General features: G+C 61.5%; 22 protein-coding genes. 17 read left to right on the top strand and 5 right to left on the bottom strand.

Features of this window, described 5'->3' with window-relative positions; all coding sequences use genetic code 11:
* The first annotated feature begins 22 nt into the window (after window positions 1-22).
* From LQK83_RS01460 to LQK83_RS01445, 4 genes are all read left to right on the top strand, one after another.
* Window positions 23-1,126, top strand: coding sequence for an ABC transporter substrate-binding protein (locus LQK83_RS01460; RefSeq protein ID WP_230835518.1), 1,104 nt, complete (start codon window positions 23-25; stop codon window positions 1,124-1,126).
* A 93-nt stretch (window positions 1,127-1,219) separates the two neighbouring features.
* The gene (locus LQK83_RS01455; protein ID WP_230835517.1) at window positions 1,220-2,092 is read left to right on the top strand and encodes an ABC transporter permease; all 873 of its coding nucleotides are present in this window, start codon (window positions 1,220-1,222) and stop codon (window positions 2,090-2,092) included.
* A complete protein-coding gene (locus tag LQK83_RS01450; protein WP_230835516.1) occupies window positions 2,089-2,877 on the top strand; it encodes an ABC transporter permease in 789 nt (262 codons plus the stop codon). Before LQK83_RS01455 ends, LQK83_RS01450 begins: the two co-directional genes overlap by 4 nt.
* A gap of 7 nt (window positions 2,878-2,884) precedes the next feature.
* The gene (locus tag LQK83_RS01445) at window positions 2,885-3,949 is read left to right on the top strand and encodes an ABC transporter ATP-binding protein (RefSeq protein WP_230835515.1); all 1,065 of its coding nucleotides are present in this window, start codon (window positions 2,885-2,887) and stop codon (window positions 3,947-3,949) included.
* Between the two features lie 51 nt (window positions 3,950-4,000).
* Here the strand turns inward: LQK83_RS01445 and LQK83_RS01440 are convergent, their stop codons facing one another.
* The gene (locus tag LQK83_RS01440; RefSeq protein ID WP_230835514.1) at window positions 4,001-4,873 is read right to left on the bottom strand and encodes a mechanosensitive ion channel family protein; all 873 of its coding nucleotides are present in this window, start codon (window positions 4,871-4,873) and stop codon (window positions 4,001-4,003) included.
* Between the two features lie 86 nt (window positions 4,874-4,959).
* Window positions 4,960-6,696 (bottom strand): chloride channel protein, encoded by a 1,737-nt coding sequence (locus tag LQK83_RS01435; RefSeq protein WP_230835513.1) that lies wholly within the window; start codon window positions 6,694-6,696, stop codon window positions 4,960-4,962.
* 286 nt (window positions 6,697-6,982) lie between these two features.
* On the opposite strand from LQK83_RS01435, the gene LQK83_RS01430 reads away from it, so the two are divergent.
* From LQK83_RS01430 to LQK83_RS01415, 4 genes are read left to right on the top strand one after another with little or no spacing between them, the layout of a single operon-like run.
* Window positions 6,983-8,002 (top strand): sulfate ABC transporter substrate-binding protein, encoded by a 1,020-nt coding sequence (locus tag LQK83_RS01430; RefSeq protein ID WP_230835512.1) that lies wholly within the window; start codon window positions 6,983-6,985, stop codon window positions 8,000-8,002.
* A 9-nt stretch (window positions 8,003-8,011) separates the two neighbouring features.
* Window positions 8,012-8,869 carry a sulfate ABC transporter permease subunit CysT gene (cysT, locus tag LQK83_RS01425; RefSeq protein ID WP_230835511.1) on the top strand — a complete coding sequence of 286 codons (858 nt, stop codon included), beginning with the start codon at window positions 8,012-8,014 and terminating at the stop codon, window positions 8,867-8,869.
* Complete coding sequence (cysW, locus tag LQK83_RS01420; RefSeq protein ID WP_230835510.1) at window positions 8,862-9,731, top strand: sulfate ABC transporter permease subunit CysW; 870 nt, start codon at window positions 8,862-8,864, stop codon at window positions 9,729-9,731. The genes cysT and cysW overlap by 8 nt, the downstream gene beginning before the upstream one ends.
* Before the next feature lie 10 nt (window positions 9,732-9,741).
* Complete coding sequence (locus LQK83_RS01415; RefSeq protein ID WP_230835509.1) at window positions 9,742-10,773, top strand: sulfate/molybdate ABC transporter ATP-binding protein; 1,032 nt, start codon at window positions 9,742-9,744, stop codon at window positions 10,771-10,773.
* Between the two features lie 36 nt (window positions 10,774-10,809).
* Here LQK83_RS01415 and LQK83_RS01410 read toward each other — a convergent pair whose 3' ends face one another.
* Window positions 10,810-11,268, bottom strand: coding sequence for an RrF2 family transcriptional regulator (locus LQK83_RS01410; protein WP_230835508.1), 459 nt, complete (start codon window positions 11,266-11,268; stop codon window positions 10,810-10,812).
* Between the two features lie 347 nt (window positions 11,269-11,615).
* Between LQK83_RS01410 and LQK83_RS01405 the strand changes: the two genes are divergently transcribed.
* Window positions 11,616-13,862: a caspase family protein gene (locus tag LQK83_RS01405; RefSeq protein WP_230835507.1), complete on the top strand. Its 2,247-nt coding sequence runs from the start codon at window positions 11,616-11,618 to the stop codon at window positions 13,860-13,862.
* Between the two features lie 186 nt (window positions 13,863-14,048).
* Here LQK83_RS01405 and LQK83_RS01400 read toward each other — a convergent pair whose 3' ends face one another.
* The gene (locus LQK83_RS01400) at window positions 14,049-15,278 is read right to left on the bottom strand and encodes an NAD(P)/FAD-dependent oxidoreductase (RefSeq protein ID WP_230835506.1); all 1,230 of its coding nucleotides are present in this window, start codon (window positions 15,276-15,278) and stop codon (window positions 14,049-14,051) included.
* Between the two features lie 927 nt (window positions 15,279-16,205).
* Between LQK83_RS01400 and LQK83_RS01395 the strand changes: the two genes are divergently transcribed.
* Entirely contained in the window at window positions 16,206-17,558 is a 1,353-nt protein-coding gene (locus LQK83_RS01395; protein ID WP_230835505.1) for a hypothetical protein, read from the top strand.
* Between the two features lie 477 nt (window positions 17,559-18,035).
* Here the strand turns inward: LQK83_RS01395 and LQK83_RS01390 are convergent, their stop codons facing one another.
* Window positions 18,036-18,410 (bottom strand): helix-turn-helix domain-containing protein, encoded by a 375-nt coding sequence (locus LQK83_RS01390; protein ID WP_230835504.1) that lies wholly within the window; start codon window positions 18,408-18,410, stop codon window positions 18,036-18,038.
* A gap of 127 nt (window positions 18,411-18,537) precedes the next feature.
* Here LQK83_RS01390 and LQK83_RS01385 point away from each other — a divergent pair, with 127 nt between their 5' ends.
* The 7 genes from LQK83_RS01385 (at window position 18,538) to LQK83_RS01355 (ending at window position 22,886) form a co-directional block, all read left to right on the top strand.
* On the top strand, window positions 18,538-18,873 hold the full coding sequence (locus LQK83_RS01385) for a helix-turn-helix domain-containing protein (protein ID WP_230835503.1): 336 nt from the start codon (window positions 18,538-18,540) through the stop codon (window positions 18,871-18,873).
* Window positions 18,874-19,003: 130 nt separating this feature from the next.
* Window positions 19,004-19,153, top strand: coding sequence for a hypothetical protein (locus LQK83_RS01380; RefSeq protein WP_230835502.1), 150 nt, complete (start codon window positions 19,004-19,006; stop codon window positions 19,151-19,153).
* Between the two features lie 35 nt (window positions 19,154-19,188).
* Window positions 19,189-19,506, top strand: coding sequence for a hypothetical protein (locus tag LQK83_RS01375; RefSeq protein WP_230835501.1), 318 nt, complete (start codon window positions 19,189-19,191; stop codon window positions 19,504-19,506).
* Window positions 19,503-20,309, top strand: a complete 807-nt coding sequence (locus tag LQK83_RS01370) for a ParB N-terminal domain-containing protein (protein ID WP_230835500.1) — start codon at window positions 19,503-19,505, stop codon at window positions 20,307-20,309. Before LQK83_RS01375 ends, LQK83_RS01370 begins: the two co-directional genes overlap by 4 nt.
* Window positions 20,309-20,770 carry a hypothetical protein gene (locus LQK83_RS01365; RefSeq protein ID WP_230835499.1) on the top strand — a complete coding sequence of 154 codons (462 nt, stop codon included), beginning with the start codon at window positions 20,309-20,311 and terminating at the stop codon, window positions 20,768-20,770. The genes LQK83_RS01370 and LQK83_RS01365 overlap by 1 nt, the downstream gene beginning before the upstream one ends.
* Window positions 20,767-20,964 (top strand): hypothetical protein, encoded by a 198-nt coding sequence (locus tag LQK83_RS01360; RefSeq protein ID WP_230835498.1) that lies wholly within the window; start codon window positions 20,767-20,769, stop codon window positions 20,962-20,964. The genes LQK83_RS01365 and LQK83_RS01360 overlap by 4 nt, the downstream gene beginning before the upstream one ends.
* Entirely contained in the window at window positions 20,961-22,886 is a 1,926-nt protein-coding gene (locus tag LQK83_RS01355) for a transposase domain-containing protein (protein WP_230835497.1), read from the top strand. Before LQK83_RS01360 ends, LQK83_RS01355 begins: the two co-directional genes overlap by 4 nt.
* Window positions 22,887-22,900 lie beyond the last annotated feature (14 nt).

Genomic DNA, 22,900 nt, shown 5'->3' with positions numbered 1-22,900 from the left:
CCGGCACCTAGAGGAGAAGAACATGATCGAGACGTCTCTCAAAGTCCTGTCGCTGACGACAGCGATTGCCATTGCAGCTTCCGGCGTCGCACGGGCCGGCGCAATGGAAGATCTCGTTGCCGCAGCCAAGAAGGAAGGCACGCTGACCACGATCGCGCTTCCGCACGACTGGTGCAACTATGGCGGCGCAATCGAAGGCTTCAAGAAGAAGTACGGCATTGCCGTCAACGAACTGAACCCCGATGCCGGCTCAGGCGACGAAATCGAAGCCATCAAGGCCAACAAGGGCAATACCGGCCCGCAGGCTCCCGACGTGATCGACGTCGGTCTCTCCTTCGGCCCGCAGGCCAAGAAGGACGGCCTGATCCAGCCTTACAAGGTCTCCACCTGGGGCGAAATTCCGGATAACGCCAAGGATGCCGAAGGCTACTGGTATGGCGACTATTACGGCGTCATGTCGCTGCTCGTGAACAAGGACCTCGTGAAGAACATTCCGAAGGACTGGGCCGACCTGCAGAAGCCGGAATATGCCAACATGGTAGCGCTGGCCGGTGACCCGCGCCAGGCAAACCAGGCCATCTCCGGCGTCTTCGCCGCTGGCCTCTCCGCCGCCAAGGGTGACGTTACGAAGGCAGGCGAGGCCGGCCTCGAATTCTTCAAGAGCCTCAACGCTGCCGGCAACTTCGTTCCGGTCATCGGCAAGGCCGCTCCGTTCGCGCAGGGCACAACGCCGATCGTCGCTGCATGGGACTATAACGCCATGAGCTGGGGTGAAAGCCTCAAGGGCAATCCGCCCTACCAGGTCGTCGTTCCGGCTTCGGGCGTCGTCGCCGGCGTTTACGTCCAGGCGATCTCTGCTTTCGCGCCGCACCCGAACGCCGCCAAGCTCTGGATGGAATACCTCTATTCCGACGAAGGCCAGATCGAATGGCTGAAGGGCTTCTGCCACCCGATCCGCTTCAACGCCATGGCAAAGGCCGGCAAGATCCCGGCTGATCTGCTCGCAAAGCTGCCGCCGGCAGAAGCCTACAAGGAGGCTGTCTTCCCGACGCTCGAAGAACAGGCCGCCTACAAGAAGACGATCACCGAGGGCTGGGACAAGGTCGTCGGCGCCAACGTCAAGTAAGGCGAACCATTCGCATACGGCTTCCCCGGACACCGGGGGAGCCGACCCGAAGCGGCCCGCAAAGGGCTCAAGAACGAAAAGACCGGGGACCGCATGGCTGCAACGCAACCGCTCCTGAACAGACGCATGATTACCGATTGGCTCGGCATAGCGCCCTTCGCCATTTTCTCGGTCATGTTTCTGATCGCGCCGACCGTCTATTTGATCAGCGGCGCCTTCGTCGATCCGAACGGCAATCTGACGCTGAAGAATCTGGTCGACCTGTTCCAGCCGAGCATCCTCGCCGCCTATATCATCTCCATCAAGGTGTCCGCAGCCTCCGCAATCGGCGGCGCCATCATCGGCTTTGCGCTCGCAGCCGCTATCTCGCTGGGTGGCCTGCCCTCCTGGTTGCGCTCGGCGGTGCTGACCTTTTGCGGCGTCGCCTCGAACTTCGCCGGTGTGCCGCTCGCCTTCGCCTTTCTGGCGACGCTCGGCCGTCTCGGCCTGGTCACCATCCTGCTCCGCGACGTCTTCGGCTTCAATCTCTACGGGGCCGGCTTCAACCTCCTGAGTTTCCTCGGGCTGACGCTGACCTACATGTATTTCCAGATCCCGCTCATGGTGTTGATCATCACGCCGGCGCTGGACGGGCTCAAGCGCGAATGGTCGGAAGCCGCCAGCGTTCTGGGCGCAACGCCCTGGCAGTATTGGCGCATGGTCGTCATCCCCATCCTCTGGCCGAGCGTTTTCGGCACTCTTCTGCTTCTCTTCGCGAATGCCTTCGGAGCCGTCGCAACCGCCGTGGCGCTGACCGGCTCCTCGCTCAACATCGTGCCGATCGTACTCTTCGCGCAGATCCGGGGCGACGTGCTGCACAATCCGAACCTCGGCTACGCAGTCGCCTTCGGCATGGTGGTCATCACCGGCATTTCCAACTTCATCTACATCTGGCTGCGTATGCGCGCCGAAAGGTGGCAGAAATGACGGCCAAAAAATTCTGGTCCTGGCTCGCCGTTGCTGTTGCCGCCGTCTATTTCATCGTGCCGCTGGCGGCGACGATGGAATTCTCCATGCGCATGCGGCGCGGAACCTATTCCTTCGACGCCTATCGCTCGGTCTTTTCCGACCAGCGCTTCGCCGAGACATTCAGCTATTCGGTCGTGATGGCGTTGATCACCATCGTCGTCGGCGCGCTGCTGATCGTGCCAACCGCCTACTGGGTGCGGCTGCGCATGCCTTATCTCCGCCCGGTCGTCGAATTCGTGACGCTGCTGCCGCTCGTCGTGCCCGCCATCGTCATCGTCTTCGGCTATCTGCGGCTCTATAACTCCTCCTCCGTGCTGCCGCTCACCAATTCCGACACAGGCACCAACATCCTTCTCGTCTTCGGTTTCATGACAATGTCGCTGCCCTACATGTACCGGGCCGTCGACACCGCCATGCGCACGATCGATGTGGCCGTCTTGACCGAAGCAGCGGAAAGCCTTGGCGCAAGCTGGACGACCATCCTCTTCCGCTGCATCTTTCCGAACGTGCTGACCGGTGTGCTTTCCGGCGCCTTCATCACGTTTGCGATCGCGGTCGGCGAGTTCACCATGCCGTCGCTCCTCAACCGGCCCGCCTTCGGCCCCTATCTCGCGCTCATCGGCGCGAACAAGGCCTATGAGCCGCCGGCGCTCGCCATGATCGCCTTTGCCATGACCTGGGTTTCGATCATTCTCATTAATATCACCACCCGCCTGCAAAAGGGCGCCGCTGGCGCGCGTTGAGGTCCAAATGTCCTATCTTGAACTCTCCCACGTCCAGAAGTCCTTCGGCCCGGTCAAGGTCGTCCATGATTTCAACATGTCGATCGAGGAAGGCGAATTCGTTTCCTTCCTCGGGCCATCCGGCTGCGGCAAGACAACCGTCCTGCGCATGATCGCCGGCTTCGAGACCCCGACCGGCGGCACGATCACCATCGGCGGCGTCAACCAGAACGGTCTCAAGCCCAACAAGCGCAATATCGGCATGGTTTTCCAGGCCTATGCCCTCTTCCCGAATATGACGGTCGCGCAAAACGTCGCCTTCGGCCTCAAGGTCGCCGGCGCCTCCAAGGCGGAGATTGACGCGCGCGTCAAGGAAATGCTGGACCTCATCCATCTCGGTCATCTGGAAGACCGGTATCCCTACCAGATGTCGGGCGGCCAGCAGCAGCGCGTGGCCCTTGCCCGTGCGCTCGCCAACAAACCGAAGGTGCTCCTCCTCGACGAACCCCTCTCCGCACTTGACGCCAAGATCCGCGTGTCCCTCCGCGAGGAAATCCGCGCCATCCAGCGCAAGCTCGGCATCACCACCATCTTCGTGACCCACGACCAGGAAGAAGCACTCTCCATCTCCGATCGCATCGTCGTCATGAACGCCGGCATCGCCGACCAGATCGGTACGCCCTCGGACATCTACAACCGCCCGGCCACGCGCTTCGTCGCGGGTTTTGTCGGCACGCTCAACATTCTGGAAGCCAAGGTGGAAAACCGCGATGCCGGCACCGTCCGCCTCGGCAGCCGTAGCGTCAGCATTCCGCCTTCGCAGCTCAACGGTTCGGGCGATGGCGCGGCGATTACCGTGGCGCTGCGCCCGGAAGCGCTGTCGCTCTCCAAGTCCCCCTCCTCCGACGTCACTCTCGACGGCCGCGTGACCAGCGTCAACTTCCTCGGTTCGGTCATCCGCACGCGCATGGATGTGGACGGTCAGCAGGTCTCGTTCGACATGTTCAACAATCCGGGCCTCCAGCCGCCGCAGATCGGGGAGATGGCGACCGCGCATTTCAAGGCGTCGGATGTTCTCGTCATTCCGAACTGAGAATTTGAAGCCGTCTGTCCGCGCGCCCGCCGCATGGCGGGCGTTTGCCGTTCAGGCCTCTTGCTGAGCCTCGGCCGGGCCGGCATGATGAACCGCCTCTGCTGCAAGCGGCGCCACCGGAATGGTGATGCCTGCGGCCTCGAAGGTCTTTTTCACCTGTTTCACAACGTCTCTGCTCGTCGCCCAGTAGTCGCCTGCCGTGGTCCAGTAACGCAGCGTGACAACGACTGCCGCATCCGTCAGATCGGCAACGAATGTCTCCGGAGCCGGAGCCTTCAGAACGCGCGCGTCAGAGGAAACGAGCGAAAGGAGCGCAACGCTCACGCTTTCGATGTTTTCTTCGTAGCCAACCTTCATGTTCAACTCGAAACGCCGCGTTGGCAATCGGCTGAAATTGGTGATCGGCACGTTCCACAACAGCGAATTCGGCGTCATGCGATAGAGACCGTCAGCCGTTTCCAGCTCGGTCGTAAAAATCCCGATGAAGCGAACGGTGCCGGAAATCGCGCTCGTCTCGATCGCATCTCCGACCCGGAATGGCCGAAGCACCAGAAGCATGATCCCGGCGGCAATGTTCTGCAACGTGCCCTGCAGCGCCAGACCGATCGCCAGACCGACCGCGCCGAGGGCCGCGACGATGGAGGTCGTCTGCACCCCAAACTGGCCGAGCACCATGACGATGACAATCGCCAGCAGTGCATAGCGCAGGAAGTTGGAAACAAAGCCCGCAACGGTGGCATCGAGCCCGCGCACCCTCGACAAGGCCGACTGGCTCCAGCGCCCCAGAGCATGGGTCAACAGCCAGCCGATGAAGAGAATGATCAAGGCGCCGACGACCGAGAAGGCATATTGCACCACCAGCGCCTCGATCTGCGCATAGCCGATTTTGGTGTAATCGATCACGTCGGTCAGTCCGTCTTTCATACGCTGATGCCTCGCCAAGTGTTCTCGTTATCAAAAGCCTGAAACGGCGCGATGACGCAACGGGTTCCTTTCGGCGGTGAACGCTCTCACCCCTCGCCCGTCAGATCGCGTCGGGCCTTGTCCAGCTCTTCGGCATAGCGGCGCAGCAGATGTTGTTCGGTCAGAAGGCCCATGACCTTCTTGCTTGAGAGACTGTCGACCACGGCAAGTTCTTCGGCATAGGCGATCTGGAAGGTCTGCGCAGCTTCTCGCGCGTTCATGAACGGCATGAGCATCGTGTCGCGGTTGCGCGCGAGATCGGCCACCGTGGTCTTGCCCGACTGGTCGATCTCCGGCGCATAGGCATCCGCCACGATCACCATTCCGGCATAGCCGCCGTTTTCATCGACAGCGATCACGCGCTGGGACGCGCCGAGCGGAAACTGCGCCCGGAACTCGGCAAGCGAAAGACCGACGGGCGCGGTCTTGACGTCAGGACGCATCATCCGCCCCACCGTCAGGTTGCGCATCCACCCGACATCATGCGCGCTGCGGATCGTTTCGCCGCGCAAGTGCAGACGCCAGGTCGAGAACGAATAGCCGAAGGTTTCGCGAACGACGACCGCCGAGACGATGGAGGCGACGAGGACCGCCCCGGTAATCCCGAGATCGCGTGTCGTCTCCAGCACCAGGAAGGACATGGTGAGCGGCCCGCCGACCACGCCCACCGCCAGTGAGGCCATGCCGACCAGCGAGGCGTAGAGCGGCGAAAAACCGTGGACGAGCCCGAGTTCGCCCAGCGCCAGCGCGACCGATTTGCCGAGGATGGCCCCCAGATAAAGCGAGGCGAAGAACAGGCCGCCACGGAAACCGGAGCCGAGCGACACGGCGGAGGCCAGCAGCTTCAGCGCAAAGAGAAGCGCCAGCGCCTGCCAGGTTGTCGAGCCAACCAGATCGAGATGCAGCGCGCCGTGCCCGGACGACAGCACATGCGGAGAAATGAGGCCGAGCAGTCCGACAATGCCTCCGCCGACAATCGGGCGCAACCAGACCGGGCAGCGCGACAGCCGGAAGAGATTTTCGGTCGAGGTCACCAACTGCATGACGGTGACCGCCGCCAGCGCCCCGAGAATGCCGAGAAACAGATAAGGCGCAAGCGCTGCTGCGCTCATCGTCTGCGTGAGGCCGATCTCGATCGGGTTCTGTTCTGCACCCAGCCAGCTTGCCGTGAGGCTGGCGGCCAGCGATGCTGTCATGACCGGCGCGACGGCGGCCACGGTATAGGTGCCGATGATCAGCTCGAACCCGTAGAAGGCCCCCGTCAGCGGCGCGCCAAAGGCGGCGGAGATAGCGCCGGCAGAGGCGCAGCCGACCAGGGTGCGGATTTCCGCCCGGCGCAGCCCGAGACGGCCCGCAACATGCGAGACCAGACCGGAACTCGCCTGCGTATAACCGGCCTCAAGACCGACCGATGCGCCATAACTGCTCGACACCATGGTCTGGATCGACACCATGAGACTTTCGCGCACCGACATGCGTCCGCCATGCAGCGCATTGGCTTCGATGGGGTCCACGGGCGGGCGGGTGAACAGCCGCCGTGACAGAGCCGCCAGCACCGCCATGAGCACGCCGCCAACAACGGGAACCAGCGCCAGCCACGGGGAAGCAAGGCTGACCTGCCCGCTCAGCCGCTCATTCAAGGGAATCTGGAAAAGAATGCTGTGCGCATGGTTCGTCACCCAGCTCATGGCCGTGACGACAGCGCCCGCAAACACGCCGGCAAGAGCTGCGAGCCCCAGAAGCCAGACTTCGCGGAACCGGACGAGCTTTTCCCGGAGGTTCAATACATATCCGGATGCTGTCTGAGAGGGCACTGACACCGGAGGCTCCTCGGCATGCGTCTTCCTGCGCGCCCCCTATATCCGCCCCGCCCCCGCGAGGCAACGCCTGAAAGAATATTTCCCTTCACAGGGAAAGTCACACAGGCTTCGTTCCAACAATCACACACTTCTCAGAACAAGCGCGTCGCCATCGGATGCGCAAAGGAATGAGTTTTGCGTTTGCATAATTCGAAATTGACTATGTCTATTTCTTTTATAGACTTTAACCATCAACCCAATGGAGGTCTGCATGGTTCTCAAATCTTTCAAAGCCGGACTTGTTGTCCTTTCGCTTGCGCTTGCCGCGGGCCCGGCATTGCCGGCTTTTGCTGGACAGGAAATCCTGAACGTCTCCTACGACCCTACCCGCGAGTTCTACAAGCAGTATAACGCACTCTTCGCCAAGCACTGGAAAGCCACGGCCGGCGAGGACATCAAGATCAATCAGTCGCATGGCGGCTCGGGCAAGCAGGCCCGTTCGGTCATCGACGGTCTGGAAGCCGACGTCGTGACGCTGGCAATCGAAGCCGACATCGACGCGATCGCCGAAAAGACGAAGAAGATCCCGGCTGACTGGAAGACGCTGCTGCCGGCCAACAGCTCGCCCTATACGTCCACCATCGTCTTCCTCGTGCGCAAGGGCAATCCGAAGGGCATCAAGGACTGGAACGACCTGATCAAGGACGGCGTCCAGGTCATCACGCCGAACCCGAAGACCTCCGGCGGCGCACGCTGGAACTTCCTCGCCGCCTGGGCCTGGGCCAAGAAGACTTACGGCGGCGATGACGCGAAGATCCGCGACTACATCACCAAGCTCTTCCAGCATGTTCCGGTTCTCGACACCGGCGCCCGCGGCGCAACACAGACCTTCGCAGAACGTGGCCTCGGCGACGTGCTGATTGCCTGGGAAAACGAAGCCTACCTCGCCGGTGACGAACTTGGCGCAGACAAGTTCGAGATCATTTCGCCTTCCATCTCGATCAAGGCCGAACCGCCGGTCGCCCTCGTAAAGGGCAATGCGGACGCCCATGGCACGACCAAGGTTGCCCAGGCGTACCTCGAGTATCTATACTCGCCCGAAGCCCAGAAGCTGATCGCCAAGAACTACTACCGTCCGAACGACCCGACCAAGGCAGACCCGGCTGATATTGCCCGCTTTGCGAAGATCAACCTAGCGACGATTGAAGATTTCGGCGGCTGGAAGAAGGCACAACCCGAGTTCTTCGGCGACGGCGGCGTCTTCGATCAGCTCTACAAGCCGGCGAAGTGATACTGATACATGGCATCAACGCAATCCTCCCAAGGATGGCAGTGGAAGCACCCGAGCGTCATTCCAGGATTTGGAATGGCGCTCGGCCTTTCATTGACCATGCTGACCCTGATCGTTCTGATCCCGCTCGCAGCGCTCGCGCTTCGGGCGGCAGCGCTCGGTCCGGCCGGACTTTACGAACTGGTTCTCGATCCGCGCGTCTTCGCGGCGCTCAAGATCAGTTTCCTCACAGCCCTTGCCGCAGCACTCGCCAATGCGGTTTTCGGCACGTTGACCGCCTGGGTTCTGGTCCGCTATGACTTCTATGGTCGTCGCATCTTCGATGCGCTGATCGACCTGCCCTTCGCCATGCCGACCGCCGTGGCCGGCATCGCGCTGACAGCGGTCTATTCGCCGAAGGGTCTCATCGGCCAATACCTCGCCCCTCTCGGCATTCAGGTGGCTTATACGCCGCTCGGCATTATTGTCGCACTGATCGCGGTCGGCTTCCCCTTTGTCGTGCGCACGGTGCAGCCGGTTCTCGAAGAGATCAACCGCGAGACGGAGGAAGTATCCGCCACACTCGGTGCAAACCGCTTCCAGACGATCTTCTTCGTCGTGCTCCCGCCTCTCATTCCGGCGATCCTCACCGGCTTCGCGCTGGCGCTCGCGCGCGGTGTGGGCGAATACGGCTCGGTCATCTTCATTGCCGGCAACCTGCCGTTCAAATCGGAGATCGCACCGCTGCTCATCGTCATCAAGCTGGAAGAGTTCAACTACGCGGGCGCCACAGCCATTGCTGCCGTCATGCTGGCGATCTCGTTCCTGATGCTATTCGTCATCAACGGCATCCAGAGCTGGAGCCAGAAGAGGTTTGGCCATGGTTGATCAATCCGCCACACCCTCTCGCCGCCGCAATCCGGTCAGCGAACCCGTCCTCGTCCGCTGGCTGCTTATCGGCATCTGCGCGCTTTTCCTGGCGCTGTTTCTGGTCCTGCCGCTCGGCACCGTCATCGGACGCGTCTTCGCGGCCGGCTGGGACAGTTTTGCCGAGACGCTCACAGACAGCGACACCAAATCGGCGATCTGGCTGACGCTGTCGGTCGCAGCATTGGCAGTGCCGTTCAACCTTGTCTTCGGTATTGCGACCGCCTGGGCGATCGCCAAGTTCGAGTTCAAGGGAAAGACCTTTCTGACCACGCTGATCGACCTGCCCTTTTCGGTTTCGCCGGTCATTTCGGGTCTCGTCTATGTCCTGCTCTTTGGCGCGGACACATGGCTCGGGCCACAGCTGAAGTCCATGGGATTCCCGATCATCTTCGCCTTCCCCGGTATTTTCCTCGCCACCGTCTTCGTAACATTCCCCTTTATCGCGCGCGAGCTGATCCCGCTGATGCAGGCGCAAGGGACCGCAGACGAGGAAGCGGCAATCTCGCTTGGCGCCTCCGGCTGGCAAACATTCGTTCGCGTCACGCTTCCCAATATCAAATGGGCGCTGCTTTACGGCGTTCTTCTCTGTAACGCCCGCGCCATGGGCGAATTCGGGGCCGTCTCGGTCGTATCAGGCCATGTGCGCGGCAAGACGCTCACCATGCCGCTGCAGATCGAGGCCCTATACAACGACTATGCGACCGACAGCGCCTTTGCCGTCGCCTCGCTGCTGGCCGCACTCGCCCTCGTCACCCTCATACTGCGCACCCTGCTCGAAATGAAATTCGGTGCCGAAGTCGGCAACGGCCGGCACAAATAGGAATACATTCATGGATATCCGCATCGACAAGATCCGCAAGGAATTCGGCGACTTCCCGGCCCTACACGATGTTTCGCTGAACATCCGCTCCGGCGAACTCATTGCGCTTCTCGGCCCCTCCGGCTCCGGCAAGACGACGCTTCTGCGCCTCGTCGCCGGCCTCGAATATCCGACCCAGGGCCGCATCCTCTTCGGCGAGGAGGATGCCTCGTGGAAGAGCGTGCAGGAGCGTAATGTCGGCTTCGTCTTCCAGCATTACGCGCTTTTCAAGCACATGACCGTCTTCGACAATGTCGCCTTTGGCCTCCGGGTGCGCGGCTCCGAAACGCGCCCGCCGAAGGCTGAAATACGCCGCCGGGTCGAGGAACTGATCGACATGGTGCAGCTCTCCGGCATGGAAGGCCGCTATCCCGGACAGCTCTCCGGCGGCCAGCGTCAGCGCGTCGCGCTTGCCCGCGCCATGGCGATTGAGCCCCGTGTCCTGCTGCTCGACGAGCCCTTCGGCGCACTCGACGCCAAGGTTCGCAAGGACCTGCGCAAGTGGCTGCGCGAATTCCACGACCGCACCGGCCACACCACCCTCTTCGTCACCCACGACCAGGAAGAGGCCCTCGAGCTTGCCGACCGCGTCGTCGTCATGAGCCAGGGCAAGATCGAACAGGTCGGCTCGGCCGACGACATCTACGACCGTCCGCAATCCGCCTTCGTCTTTTCCTTCGTCGGCGACAGCGCCAGGCTTCCGGTCACGATCACAGATGGGGACGTGATCTTCAGGGGCTCCGGAACCGGCCTGCGCACGAAGGCCGCCAATGGCGCGAGACACATCTTCTTCCGCCCCGGCGATATCCAGCTGAAAAGCGAAGGTCCCGCATTTGAAGGGCGTATCCTCTCCATGCGACGTCTGGCCGGCGCGCGGATCGCCGAAATCGATGCGGGTCTGGGAGAAGGTGCTGAACGCGTGGAAATCGAACTGCCGCTCGGTGTACCGGCGGAACAGGGCAGCCTGATCCGCTTCCTCCCCCACCGTTTCGCCATCTTCTGAGGAAGCGGCCGGGGTCCTCCCCGGCCCGAGCCGGCTTCAGGACGCGTCGAGCAGATGTTCGAAACCAGAGCCTTCGCGCTCAACCATCTCCCGCATGTCCGACAGGGATTTGTTGTCGAGCACGGAGGCAATCGCCTCGCGCACTTCCAGCATGGTGAGCCGCACGGGGCACACCGTCTCGTCGACGCAATCCTGGCAGCGATGATAGGCGGTGCGGCTAGCGCAGGCAATCGGCGCCAGCGGCCCGTCGAGCACCCGCAGCGCCTGCCCGACCATGATCTCGTCTGCCGAGCGCGACAGACAGTAACCGCCTGAACGCCCCTTCTTCGCATAGACGAAGCCACCGTTGCGCAGGTCAGCCAGAATGGCGTCGAGGAACTTCTTCGACATCCCGTGCGCGGTGGCAATTTCGCTCGACTGTATCACCTCGCCCGCCGGCAGACCCGCCAGATGGAACAGGGCCTTCAGCCCATACTTACCCTTCATCGACAACATTGCCGCAAATTTCCTGTCATGCGCATGTGAATGGCGGTCCGATGCAGGACTCTACACCAGTCTGGCTCACCATCGAATTGAGGGATTTCAGCGACTTAATGCGGATTGATTGCGGACCTGATAAATTTATCTCTACGCCACGAAACGCAAATGTCAACACCGGGAGATTTCGGGCGAACCGAGCGAAAAAAGCGTTTACGCGGCGGAAAATGTTCCGTCACAAAAAAGCTCAAGTGGCAGGAGAGGTGTGATCGCAAGGGACAAATGAAATCGCGCGGCGCTGTCATAGATGCCGACGCGCGGCGATGCAGCAGACTTTCGACAAGACATTTGCGCGAGACCTCACAATGTCCCTTGGTTTTTCACCCTATATCGACACCTATCGCAAGGCCGTCAGCCTGGTTCTGGCCGCCGCCCTCATGCTCGCAGGCTTTGTCGCCGCCGACCCGGCGCTCGCGCAAACCGCGCCCGAAAAGCGGCTGGCTTTCGTGGTCGGCAACGCCGCCTACAAGGCAGGCCCGCTCCCCACACCCGCCAATGACGCCGGCCTGATCGCCCAGACCCTGCAGGCCGCCGGCTTCGATGTGGTGGGCGCCCGCGATCTTGACGACAACGCCCTGCATGATGCGATGCGTGACTTTCTCACCAAGGTCACCGCTGCCGGGCCCAATGCGGTCGCCTTCGTTTACCTTTCGGGCTACGGGCTGCAATATCAGGGCGATAACTATTTCGCGCCCGTCGACGCCCAGATCGCTAACGCCGCCGACGTGCCGGTCCAGACGCTCAGGCTCTCCGATTTCACCAAGGCACTCGCCGCGATCAACAATCGCGGCAGCATCGTCGTGCTGGATGGCGCACGCGCCAATCCTTTCGTGGCGAACGGCCAGCCGCTTGCCGGCGGCCTCGCTCTGGTCGAGCCCGACGCCAGCCAGCTGATCGCCTTCAATGCCACGCCCGGAACCGTCGCCCCACCGGAAAGCGGGCCTTACGGCGCTTACGCCCATGCGCTGGCCGAAACCATCCGCACCGGCGGCCTCTCGCTTGCCGATGTCTTCGACCGCACGCGGCTGCGAGTCGGCGAATTGACGAAGGGCGCGGAAATCTCCTGGGACGCCGACAAGTTCAAGGGGCCCTTCACCTTCTTCAACCGCGCACCGAACGCACCGGCGGCCGACGTGCCGGCCTATGACGCTGCCAATATCCGCAGCAAGCCGATCCGCGATTTCGACGAGCGCGACGCCTATTTCGCCGCGCTCTACCGCGACACACTCGCCGGCTATGAGGACTTCCTCGCCGCCTACCCGAACGACGCCATGGCAAGACGCGTCCGCGCCATTGTTGCCGCCCGGCGCGAGGCGATCACCTGGCGCGAAACCTGGCTGGCCGACACCCCGCAGGCCTATTGGTCATACCTGCGGCGCTATCCGCATGGTCCGCATATGTGGGACGCGCGTCGCCGCCTTGCCCATCTCGAAGCCGCGCTCGAACCGCCGCCGACCTTCACGGTCATCGAATATGACGTTCCGCCGCCGCCGCCCACGGAAATCGTCTTCGTGGACCGCCATGTCCTCTATTTCGACGATGCAGATTTCGGCTATGCGCCGCCGCCACCGCCCGTCTTTCTGGCCCCGCCGCAGCGCGCCTTCATCGAACTTGCGCCGCCCCCGCCGCCGGTCAGCCTCTATGCACTGCCGACACCAGCCTATGTGCCCGTGCCCGCCTGGGTCGAACCACCTGCCTATGTGGAGCCGCCGCATGACAACTTCATCTTCCGAAACATCCACAATACGGTCGTGAACAACACGGTCGTCAACAACAACACCACCAACACAATGACCACCGAGCCCGGATCCGCACAGGCCCCGCCTGCGCCCCCGGCACAAGCTCCAGCAGCGCCCGCGGGCACTCCCCTGGGCCAAAAGCTTGCGGGCACCGCGCTCGCTGCAGGCGCAGGCGCGGCCGCCATGCATGTGGCACTGCCGCCATCGCTGCAAAGGAAGGTTCAGCATCTGCAAAACGCCGGCCAGCCTGCGGCGCCGCAGGCGGCACCCGCCCCGCTCATGGACAACAAGGCGATAGTTCAAACGCCGGCAGACACACACGCACTCCCGGGCGAGAACGGCAAGGCGCTGCCGCCGATCGCCAACATGCCGCCGCTCAAGAACGAGACCCGGCAGGAGCCACCCCGGGCCGCCGCCCATCAGATGGCTGCACCGCAGCCGCCGGCACCTGAAGCTCAGCAACGAAACCTGCCGGCGAACGGCTCCAGCCGCCCCACGCCCGACATCATGGAAGTACCCGCGCGCAGCGCGGATCACCACAGGCCGCGCCCGCTCGACCAGACGGATGCCGCCCCCGCCCCGCCGAAACATCAGCCAGATCCGCAGGCCCTGCCCCCGCGCCCCGACAGGCGCGCCGCCGCGCCACAGCGCGCGGAAGACCCAAGACCCGCACCCCCGCCGAAAATGGCGCGTCAGGACGCAAAGCCTGCACATGTCTCGGCACCCAAGCCCCCTAAGGCACCGAAACCGCCAAAGCCTCCCAAGCCGCCGAAGAAAAAGAAGAAATGCCACGCTGGCCATGAGTGCCACTAGGGTCGAGGCAACCACAGCAGTGGCGGGCGTGGCGCCAGCAATTGCGCCATGCCGGGGCGGCCCGCTATCGCCTCCCCGGAGCCCGCGTCGGGACCGACAAACCTGCCGACATGCCTTCGGCACCTGCCCAAACAGCGTGCCGAAGGTTGACAGCATTGCTTCTACCGGCGGACGCTCAGGCCATGATCATCGGAAATGAAAAAGATCCGCATCCGGATCGGATCTGCCAGCAATCAGGGCTGAAACGATCTCTGCGCCGATCATGGAGAAGGTGATACCGTTTCCGCCGAACCCCATGACTGTGAAAACCCTGTCGAAGCCGGGAACCCGATCGATGATCGGCAATCCGTCGCGGGTCACGCTGAAGGGCGCAGACCACCGATAGGCGGGTTTGCCGATGTTGACGCCGGTCAGCGCCTCAAGCTTGCGGGCAATCACCTTCGCCTTGCTCGAAAGTTTGCCCGGATCGGAACTGCTGTCGGACGTATTCTCATCCTCGCCGCCGGCAATCACCCGACCTGCCTCGTCGGTGCGGAAGTAGAGATACGGATCGGAAGCTTCCCAGACCATCACGTCCCGCAGCCATCTGGGCAGCCCGGTCATAGGCTCAGAAGCCAGCGCCCAGGTGGATGTCACCCGATGGAATGCCGATTTCATCTGCGCAAGATACTCATAGCCTGTGCAGAACACTGCATGATCAGCCACCAGGACCTCCCCCTTGGCGGTGGCAAGCGCAATGCCGCTAGAGAGCTCTGCCATGTCGGTGATCTCGATCGGCGAAACAACCCGGGCGCCCCGCGACATCGCAACACGCAGGAGACCCGCAGCAAGCTGCGCAGGATTGGCCGAAGCCGAGGCCTGCGAAAGAATGGCTCCGTCTCTTTCCATCCCAAAGCCATCCACAAGGTCAGCGCGGTTCAGATACGCAGCCGCAATTCCGATATCCTGCCGCGCCTTCGCCTCTACAGCCAGTCCGCGCGCGCCCGTCACGTCTCCGGCCAGATAAAGCACGGGTCTCGGCCGCATCTGGCAATCGATCTGAAGCTTCGTGACGAGCGTTTCGAGCGCCTCGACCGACGCCGCAGAGCGTAACCAGGCCCGATCCGCACGATCCGCCCCCACCTTCCTGCGCAATCTCGTCAAGGGAACATCGATCTCATGCTGGATCATCGCGGTAGAGGCCGGCGTCGAACCGCGCACCGGCGCGCGGCGATCCAGGACCAGCACCGACCGCCCGTCCCGCGTCAACGCCTCCGCCATGAGCGCACCCGATATCCCCGCCCCGACCACGATGACATCATACCGGTCACGAACGAGCTGCGTCGCTGCATCGACGGTTGAATGCGGGGTCCGAACCCAAAGCGGCGTTCCGATCCGAAGCCTGTCTTTCCGCGTTTCCGCCTTGTGCTTTGCCATGGTACCTTTGAAATAGATGAGAAAAATTGAAACGACCCGACACAAACCCTCGCCGCGCCGCGTCAACGGGACACGGAAGTCCGCGGGGCTTAGGGAAGGAAACGGGAAAGGTGGGGTAAGGGTTCCATACTGGGTCGGGCAGCGCGGTGGGATTCCCCCCCAAGTTCTATTCCGCGGCCTGCGTCCCGCCGCCTCGCAGTCAAGGCCATTTAGAATGGCCGCGAAGCCCACACGGGCGAAGTGTTGTTTGACACCCAGTTCTGGAATTGACGGGCAAAGCCGGGATTATCCGGGAACAAGTGGGAAGTACCGGGAACCTGGGGCTTTCAGCACGTTCGACCGACGTAGCGTGGGCGAGTTGGCTTGACACCACCAGCATGGCGCGGCGGCTCAAAAAACGAAGGCAGTAAACGGGCTCCGCGTTTTGAATAGTCGCCTTCAAATTATCAGTCCGCGCTTCAAAATTGCCCTCAAACGCCTTTGAGTAAGGCCTTAGGCTTTGCCCCCTCTCTGTGAGAGACCATAGACCAGGCACCTGCAACACCACCGTTTCCAATTCGAACTTTGCCATTTTGACAAAGTTGGCTTTCGCACGTTCCGAAGCGCCGAGTTCTAGGCATCGGCACGCGATTTTTAGCTGAAAATACCAGTCCGTAACTTTGCCATCGGACCAGCAAATCCTCTAAGCTTTTGGCGGGCTCGGCAATGACCCGTAGACCGCTCAGAACCGGCATCGTTAATGCGTCCACTCGCACATCAATCGCTTCAGCCAGCTGGATCAGTGTGGCAATAAAACCAAGAAAACTCGGCAGGCGGGGCGATCGGGGGTAAGAGATAAGCGATCTGAAAGTGCCCTGGCGAGTCGCTGCGTTTCAAAGCAAATTTGATATATTGAGGCTTATGCGGCGTGCAAAGGGATCAGAATTAATGTCGACACCACCTAGTCTTGCAAATGAAATTGGACTTTTGCGCCGCATAGCGGAGAATGTTGCAACCAAGCCAGCACCGCAGAAACGAAGCCGGATCACTGAAGACGATCTTCGCGCCGGAGGGTTCTTTTGGGCACGGCAAAGCCCCGATGGCTTGTGCGGCATACTTCGGCCCGGCAACGAACCGTTCAATGAGTTTGCTGAGAAACTATTTTCGAGTTCGCCAAAAATGGAACGTGGGACATCTTTTTCTGCGTTCCAGGAGGAACTCTTTGTAATTCTCACGTCAGATTATTTGGGCCGAGACCCAATGCAAATTGGCGAAGCTGATGTTCTAGCGTTACAAGAACGCCTCGCATTTTGGTTCAAAGAACGAGCAGCTAAGCGGACCATTTTCGTTCCCTGCATGATTTCGCCCTGGCCTTCGCCGCGTTTTTCAATTGGTCCCGTCACGTTCCTATTCATAGAAGACGTCGTGAAGAGCGAATACTATTTGGACCTTAGAGCGCAATCGCCATCCGCGGGCGGCTTGGATCGTCTAATTGAAGCCATGGGGAAGGAGCGCGCCCACTGGCTAGCAGTCGTGAATATCGACGACTGTGACCGAGAGCGAGGGTACGAAATCGGCGACCTCGCAGTTGATCTCGCGCTCGTCGCTCTCCAACTTGCGGCCCCCGGATTAGATACGCGAAACATTTCGCGGCTTGCGACGAGGCGGGGACCCGGAATGAAGGTTTTTCTATCCGTATCTGCCGGTCGTGAAACTGGCGGCTTCTCGAACACGGAGCCAGGACTTTCCATTGGCAACGGCTATCTTGGACACATCATACGCGAAACGAACACGGTGATTTCAGCGGTTGGAAAGTGCGTTCAATCCTTTGCGACGGGAAACTTTCGCCTCCCTAAGCTTGAGCAAGCATGGTGCGATGCGGCCTATTGGCTTCATCAAGGATTGGCGGAGCCCATCGATTCGATTGCCGTAGCAAAACTCGAAACCGCGATCGAAGTTCTGCTCCATGCTGAAAGCTCAGCCGGAAGTGAGGGCCGAATTCTGGCTGCCATGGACACATTTTATTCTCTTAAGCCGGACGACCCAATTACCCCTTCCAGTCCGATTACGACAAAAGCATTTGCAAAGAGATTCGTACGAGACAGATCTAGGGTTCTGCACGGCACGTGGTCCACCTTGAGCGTAAGATTGAGCGGTAGTCGTGATAGCTTGGCAGATCTGGCTAGAACTCTCGTTCGATCCACAGCACAAGAACTCGAACTCTATTTTCAAAGTTCGGCAGCGGCGGACGATACGCAAACGTTTTTGAATTGGGTGAAACACCGCAGGCAGCGAATCTAAGCTCTGCAACCATCTATTGCCGACTGTGAGAAAGCTGCCAGCGAACGGCCCTTCCGTGAACCGTCCGGGTACGGGCGCGGCGGAATGGGAGGACGATAAACTTTGGCTCGGCGAACATAGGAACTTTCTCCTTGACGATAGGTTTATGTTCCTATTTTGTTCACGTATGGTTACTGGAGTCAAGCGGGCCTGCAAGTGGGGTTTCAAGCCTGTGTATAGTGTTGATAAACAAGCACTTTTGCCGCCGATCCTTGCGCAACCGAACCGAATGTTAAACGTTTGATCACGCGCTTGGCGCGAAGGGAGACATCATGAAAAGACGAGTATTTCTAGGGTTCGTTCTGGCCTCGGCGCCGGTGAAAAGCATTGCATCCGATAGGCTCAAGGGAGCACTCGACGAGTTGGAAAAGGCGGCCCGAGCCACCTTCGGCGATGTGCGGTTTGAGGTCTCACTCGACGAGAATAAGCGCGCACCGCTCATGGTGCAGGCTTGGAAACCACGAGATTGAATTCAGCGTGTTCCTGAACGATGTCCTGCCGCTCTTTGGGCAGTCGACGAAAAACGGACAAGAGTGATGCCTCTTCAACCGTGAGGTCGGAGGCATCGGACCGCAGCACATCCCCGATCCCTGTCACGATCCATCCGACATCGATCCGGTGCGTGTCCGACAGCCAAACCAGAAGGGCCATAGGGATTTCGCGAGCACCCTGTTCGTACTTCGCAAGTGTCGGCTCCGGTTTGCCAAAAGCCTCGGCAAACTGCTTTCGAGAGGCGTAGCCGGCTCGTGCGCGAGCCTCTGCAAGCCGCTTTCCCGCCGCCTTCCAGATATCCTTTTCGTCAACCATCGCCATGCACCCATTTTGGGTGTTTACAACACACCCATTTTGGGTTAGTCCTTTCGATAGATACCGAACACAAACCCATTGAAAAGGGAGGCGTTGCAGGCCTCCCTTTCAAGATCGAAGGGCGATTATGCATATGCGCATAGACAAGTCCATGCAGCGCCGGCTCGACGCCATCGCGAAGATTAAGGCCCGGCTCGTCCTGGCCGGCATCACCTTCCGCGACATTGACCGCCGTTACGGCCTCGCCCGTTGCACGGCCTCCCGCACTCTGCAGGAGCCCAACCTGGCCGGAGAACGCGCTATCGCCGCGGCCCTCAAGACCCACCCGCACCTCCTGTGGCGCGAGCGCTACCACGCCGATGGCCGCCGCAAGGATCCGCAGCCGATGGAAAACTACCATCGCCCACTCACTCGCAAGAAGCGCCAGCGCGCTGTTGAGCCGATCGACCCCATCCAGGCGGCGGCCTGACTGCGGCGGGGTGCTCTAGCCCTTCAGGTGTCCATTCCGGCAGGCCGATCCTCCCCTTTAGCCCAGGAAAAGGTCGCCCGGCTGTCACCCCGCCGCTGAGACGAGAAAAGCAGAAATCGAAAGCCCGCACATGTCCAAACTGAAGTCTGAAATCGTCAAGCCGTTCATACCCGCAACGAGCCCTGCCCTTTGCCGCGCCGCCGATTTGTTCTGCGTTTGGTCGGTCGCGGTGGCGGGGCTGGTTGCGGCCATCGCAGCCTTCGCGAGGGCCTATCTGTGAACCCGTACTCGGCTCAGGATCGCCTCGACGCCCAAATGGCCGCCAGCTTCGCGGCCGTCAAAACCATTTTCGCCTGGCTTCCTCTGCGCGACATCATCGAGCCGCCGCATCAGCAGTTCGATGCGATGCTGGCGCGCCAGATCGCCCTCCACATCACCATCCGCACCTTCCATGTCCCAAAGCGCCGCGTCGTCGAGCTGCAGCAACGCTCTCGCGAAGCGGTCAACCGCGCACTTCGCACCATCGATGAGCGCCTCGATAGCCCCGAATTCGCATCCATTTACCGGCTCATACAGACCCGCGCCCGCGAGTTTTTCGGCCAGAAAATGACCGACGCAAGGAATGCAGCATGACCGAGTTCAAGATCATCCCTCTCAAAGACATCTTCGTTCCGGAGCGCCTCCGCGAGGTCGAAGAAGAGCAAGCGCTGATCATCGCGCAGAGCATCGTCGAGCACGGCCTCATCAACCCGATCTCGGTCCGCGCGACGCCTGCCAAAACAGGCTTCAAGTTTACGCTGATCGCCGGCGCTCACCGCATGCGCGCCTTCGAGATCAATGACGAGACCGAGATTGAAGCCCTTGTCTTCAAGGCCGATGCCGCCGAAGGCCAGTTGCTTGAGATCACGGAAAACCTCTTCCGCAACGAGCTTTCCGTCATCGACCGCGCCATCTTTGTCCAATCCTACCGAGAGATTTGGGAGCGAAAGCACGGCAAGATCGAGCCCGGCCGCCCCGGTAATTCCGCCAACTTGGCGGAATTAATCGGCGCAGAAGCCGAGAAGACGACCTTTGCCCAACATGTCGCCGACCGGATGGGCCTTTCCACGCGCTCCTACGAGCGCCTGAACCAGATCGCCCAAAACCTCAATTCGAACCTGCGCGCCAAGCTTCGCGGCACTCCCCATGCGGACAACCAGTCCACGCTCCTGAAGCTCGCGAAATTGGAGCCAAAAAAGCAGGCCGATATCTCCGTCGGGCTGCAATTCGGTGCCGATCTGGAGACCGCCCTGAAGGCCGTCAGCGACCCCAAGCCGAAGCCCGACGCTCAAACCGTCCTTTTCTCCCGTCTCATCGACACTTGGCGGCGCGCCAGTGCCGAGACCAAGGCGAAGTTCGTCGAGCACATCCAGCCCGACATCGACGAGGCCGCCTGATGTCCCGCAACCCGCTCCAGTTCGAACTCTTCGACCAGGACAAGGCGAGCTTTCCCGTCCGCTCTGCCGTTGACCAGCTCGACATCGACAAGTTCCGCAGCCGCATCAAGCGCGCCATGGCCCGCGCCATCCGCGAATGCCCGCATGACCGCAGCGTCATCGCCGCCCGCATGGCGCAATATCTCGGCCTGCCCTCGGTCAGCCGCGCCACGCTCGATGCCTACACGGCCGAGAGCAAGCCGCATGATCCTTCCCTCTCCCGCTTCAAAGCCTTTGTGCGCGCCACCGGCGCTTACTGGCTCTGGGACGAGGTCATCAAGGATGACGGCCTGACGCTGCTCGCCGGTGAGGAGGCGCTGCTCGCCCAGATCGGCGAAATCCAGAAGGAACGCGCCGAACTCGGCAAGCAGCTGAAGGCGCTGATGGCGACGCGCATCAACGTGAAGGACGTGCGCCGATGAGCAAGGTCTCGATCGACAGCCAGATCGGCGCGCTGGAAACCTTCCTCCGGCTGAACGTCCGCATTGATGCCGGCGCGCGCGGCGAGCTGCATATCGACCACATGAAAGCCGCCCTCGAAACGCTCCGTTTCGTCAAGACCCACCAGGACGCCTTCCGCGCCTACATGACAGCCAGAAAGACAGGTCAGGCATGACGCGCGAGTGGTTCACCATAGCCGAGCTGGCCGGCCTCAACCTGCCCGACCTGCCGCCATCAGAGCGCCAACTCGCCCGCGCGGCCAAGGCCTGGGATGCCCACGCCCGGAAGCGCTCTGGTCGCGGCGGCGGCATGGAATACCACATCAACGCACTGCCCGCCGCCGCCCGCCTGAAGCTGCAGATCATGGCCGTGGATCAGGCAAAGACCGATCGCACCGCCAATCCAGTCCGTGAGGCGCTCTGGGCGCGCTACAATGCCCTTCCGGAAGCACATAAAATCATGTGCGAAGGCCGGTTGAAGGCACTTCAGGAAGCCCTCGAACTGGAAGCCGCAGGCCTTTCACAGACCGCCGCCATGCAGCTCTCCGCAAGCCGCCACGATGTGAGCCTCGCCACGATCTACAATTGGTTCGGCATGGTGGTGAACATCCAGCGCGCCGACTGGCTGCCTGCGCTCGCTCCAAACTACGCCGCCACGGCCAAACGCGCCGATTGCCATCCGGACGCTTGGGATTTCCTGAAGTCCGACTTCCTCCGCAACAGCAAGTCCGGCTTCTCCAGCTGCTATCGCCGCATGCTGGACGCTGCCGAGAAGCAGAAATGGGCACCAATCCCCAACGAGCGGTCACTCCGCCGTCGCTTCGACGCCGAGGTGCCGGACAGCGTCGTTATTCTCGCCCGCGACGGCGAGGAAAAAGCAAAGAAACTCTTCCCTGCCCAGCGCCGCAGCCGCACCCACCTTCATGCCATGCAGGCCGTCAACATGGACGGCCACAAGCTGGACGTCTTCGTCCGCGTGCCATGGTCCGACAAGCCGGTGCGCCTCTATCTCATCGGCATCCAGGATCTCCATTCCGGCAAGGTGCTGGCATGGCGCTTGACCGACGCCGAAACCTGGGAGGCCGTGCGTCTGGTCATCGGCGACATGGTCGAGCAGTTCGGCATCCCCGACAAGATTTTCCTCGATAACGGCCGGGCCTTTGCCTCCAAATGGATCACGGGCGGCAGCCGCACGCGCTTCCGCTTCAAGATCCGCGAAGAAGACCCGCGCGGGCTTCTGACGACGCTCGGCGTCGAGACGATCTGGACAACGCCCTATTCCGGGCAGTCCAAGCCGATCGAGCGTGCCTGGCGCGACCTGGCCGAGGAGATTTCCAAGCACCCCTATTGCGACGGGGCCTATACCGGCAACAACCCGATGGCCAAGCCCGAGAACTACGGCAACGCCGCTGTGCCTCTCGATGGCTTCCGCGACCATGTCGCCCGCGAAATCGCCCGCCACAATGCCCGCACCGGCCGCAAGGCCGTCGCCTGCAAGGGCCGGTCCTTCGACGAGACCTTCAGCGCCTCCATGGAAGACCTGTCCTGGGTGGTTCGTTGGCCGACCGAAGGCCAGAAGAGCCTCTGGCTGCTCGCCTCTGATGTCGTGAGAGCCCAGCGCGGCTCCGGCGAAATCCACTTCCAGGGTAACCGATACTGGAACGTCGCGCTCAACGCCCATGCGGGCCAGAAGGTGACGCTCCGCTTCGATCCGGACAAACTGCACCAGCCGATCCAGGTCTACGATCTGAAGAACCGCCTGATCTGCGAAGCAGCCTGCATTGAGGACACCGGCTTCGACAACACGGACGCCGCCCGCCACCACGCGCGTTTGCGCCGCGACCATATCAAGTCGGTCAAGGCCGCAACCGAAACCCACAAGAAGCTCACCGCCCAGGAACTCGCCGACATTCTGGCGCGCGGTGAACAAACCACCCAACCGCAGCCGGTTCGCCCGGCCGTCACCCGCATCGCCACCGGCAATCTCGCGGCGGCGATCGACACTGATCAGATGCTGGCCGACCAGCCGGAGGAGATCGATTTTGCCAAGACATTCGGGCAGGCGCTGAGAGTGATCAGCGGCGGCCTCGACGACTGAATTCCCGGCCCTGC

Origin of the sequence: Rhizobium sp. C1 (assembly GCF_021026335.1) — a bacterium.
Lineage (GTDB): Bacteria > Pseudomonadota > Alphaproteobacteria > Rhizobiales > Rhizobiaceae > Ensifer_A.
This window is presented reverse-complemented; position numbering and strand designations above follow the sequence as displayed.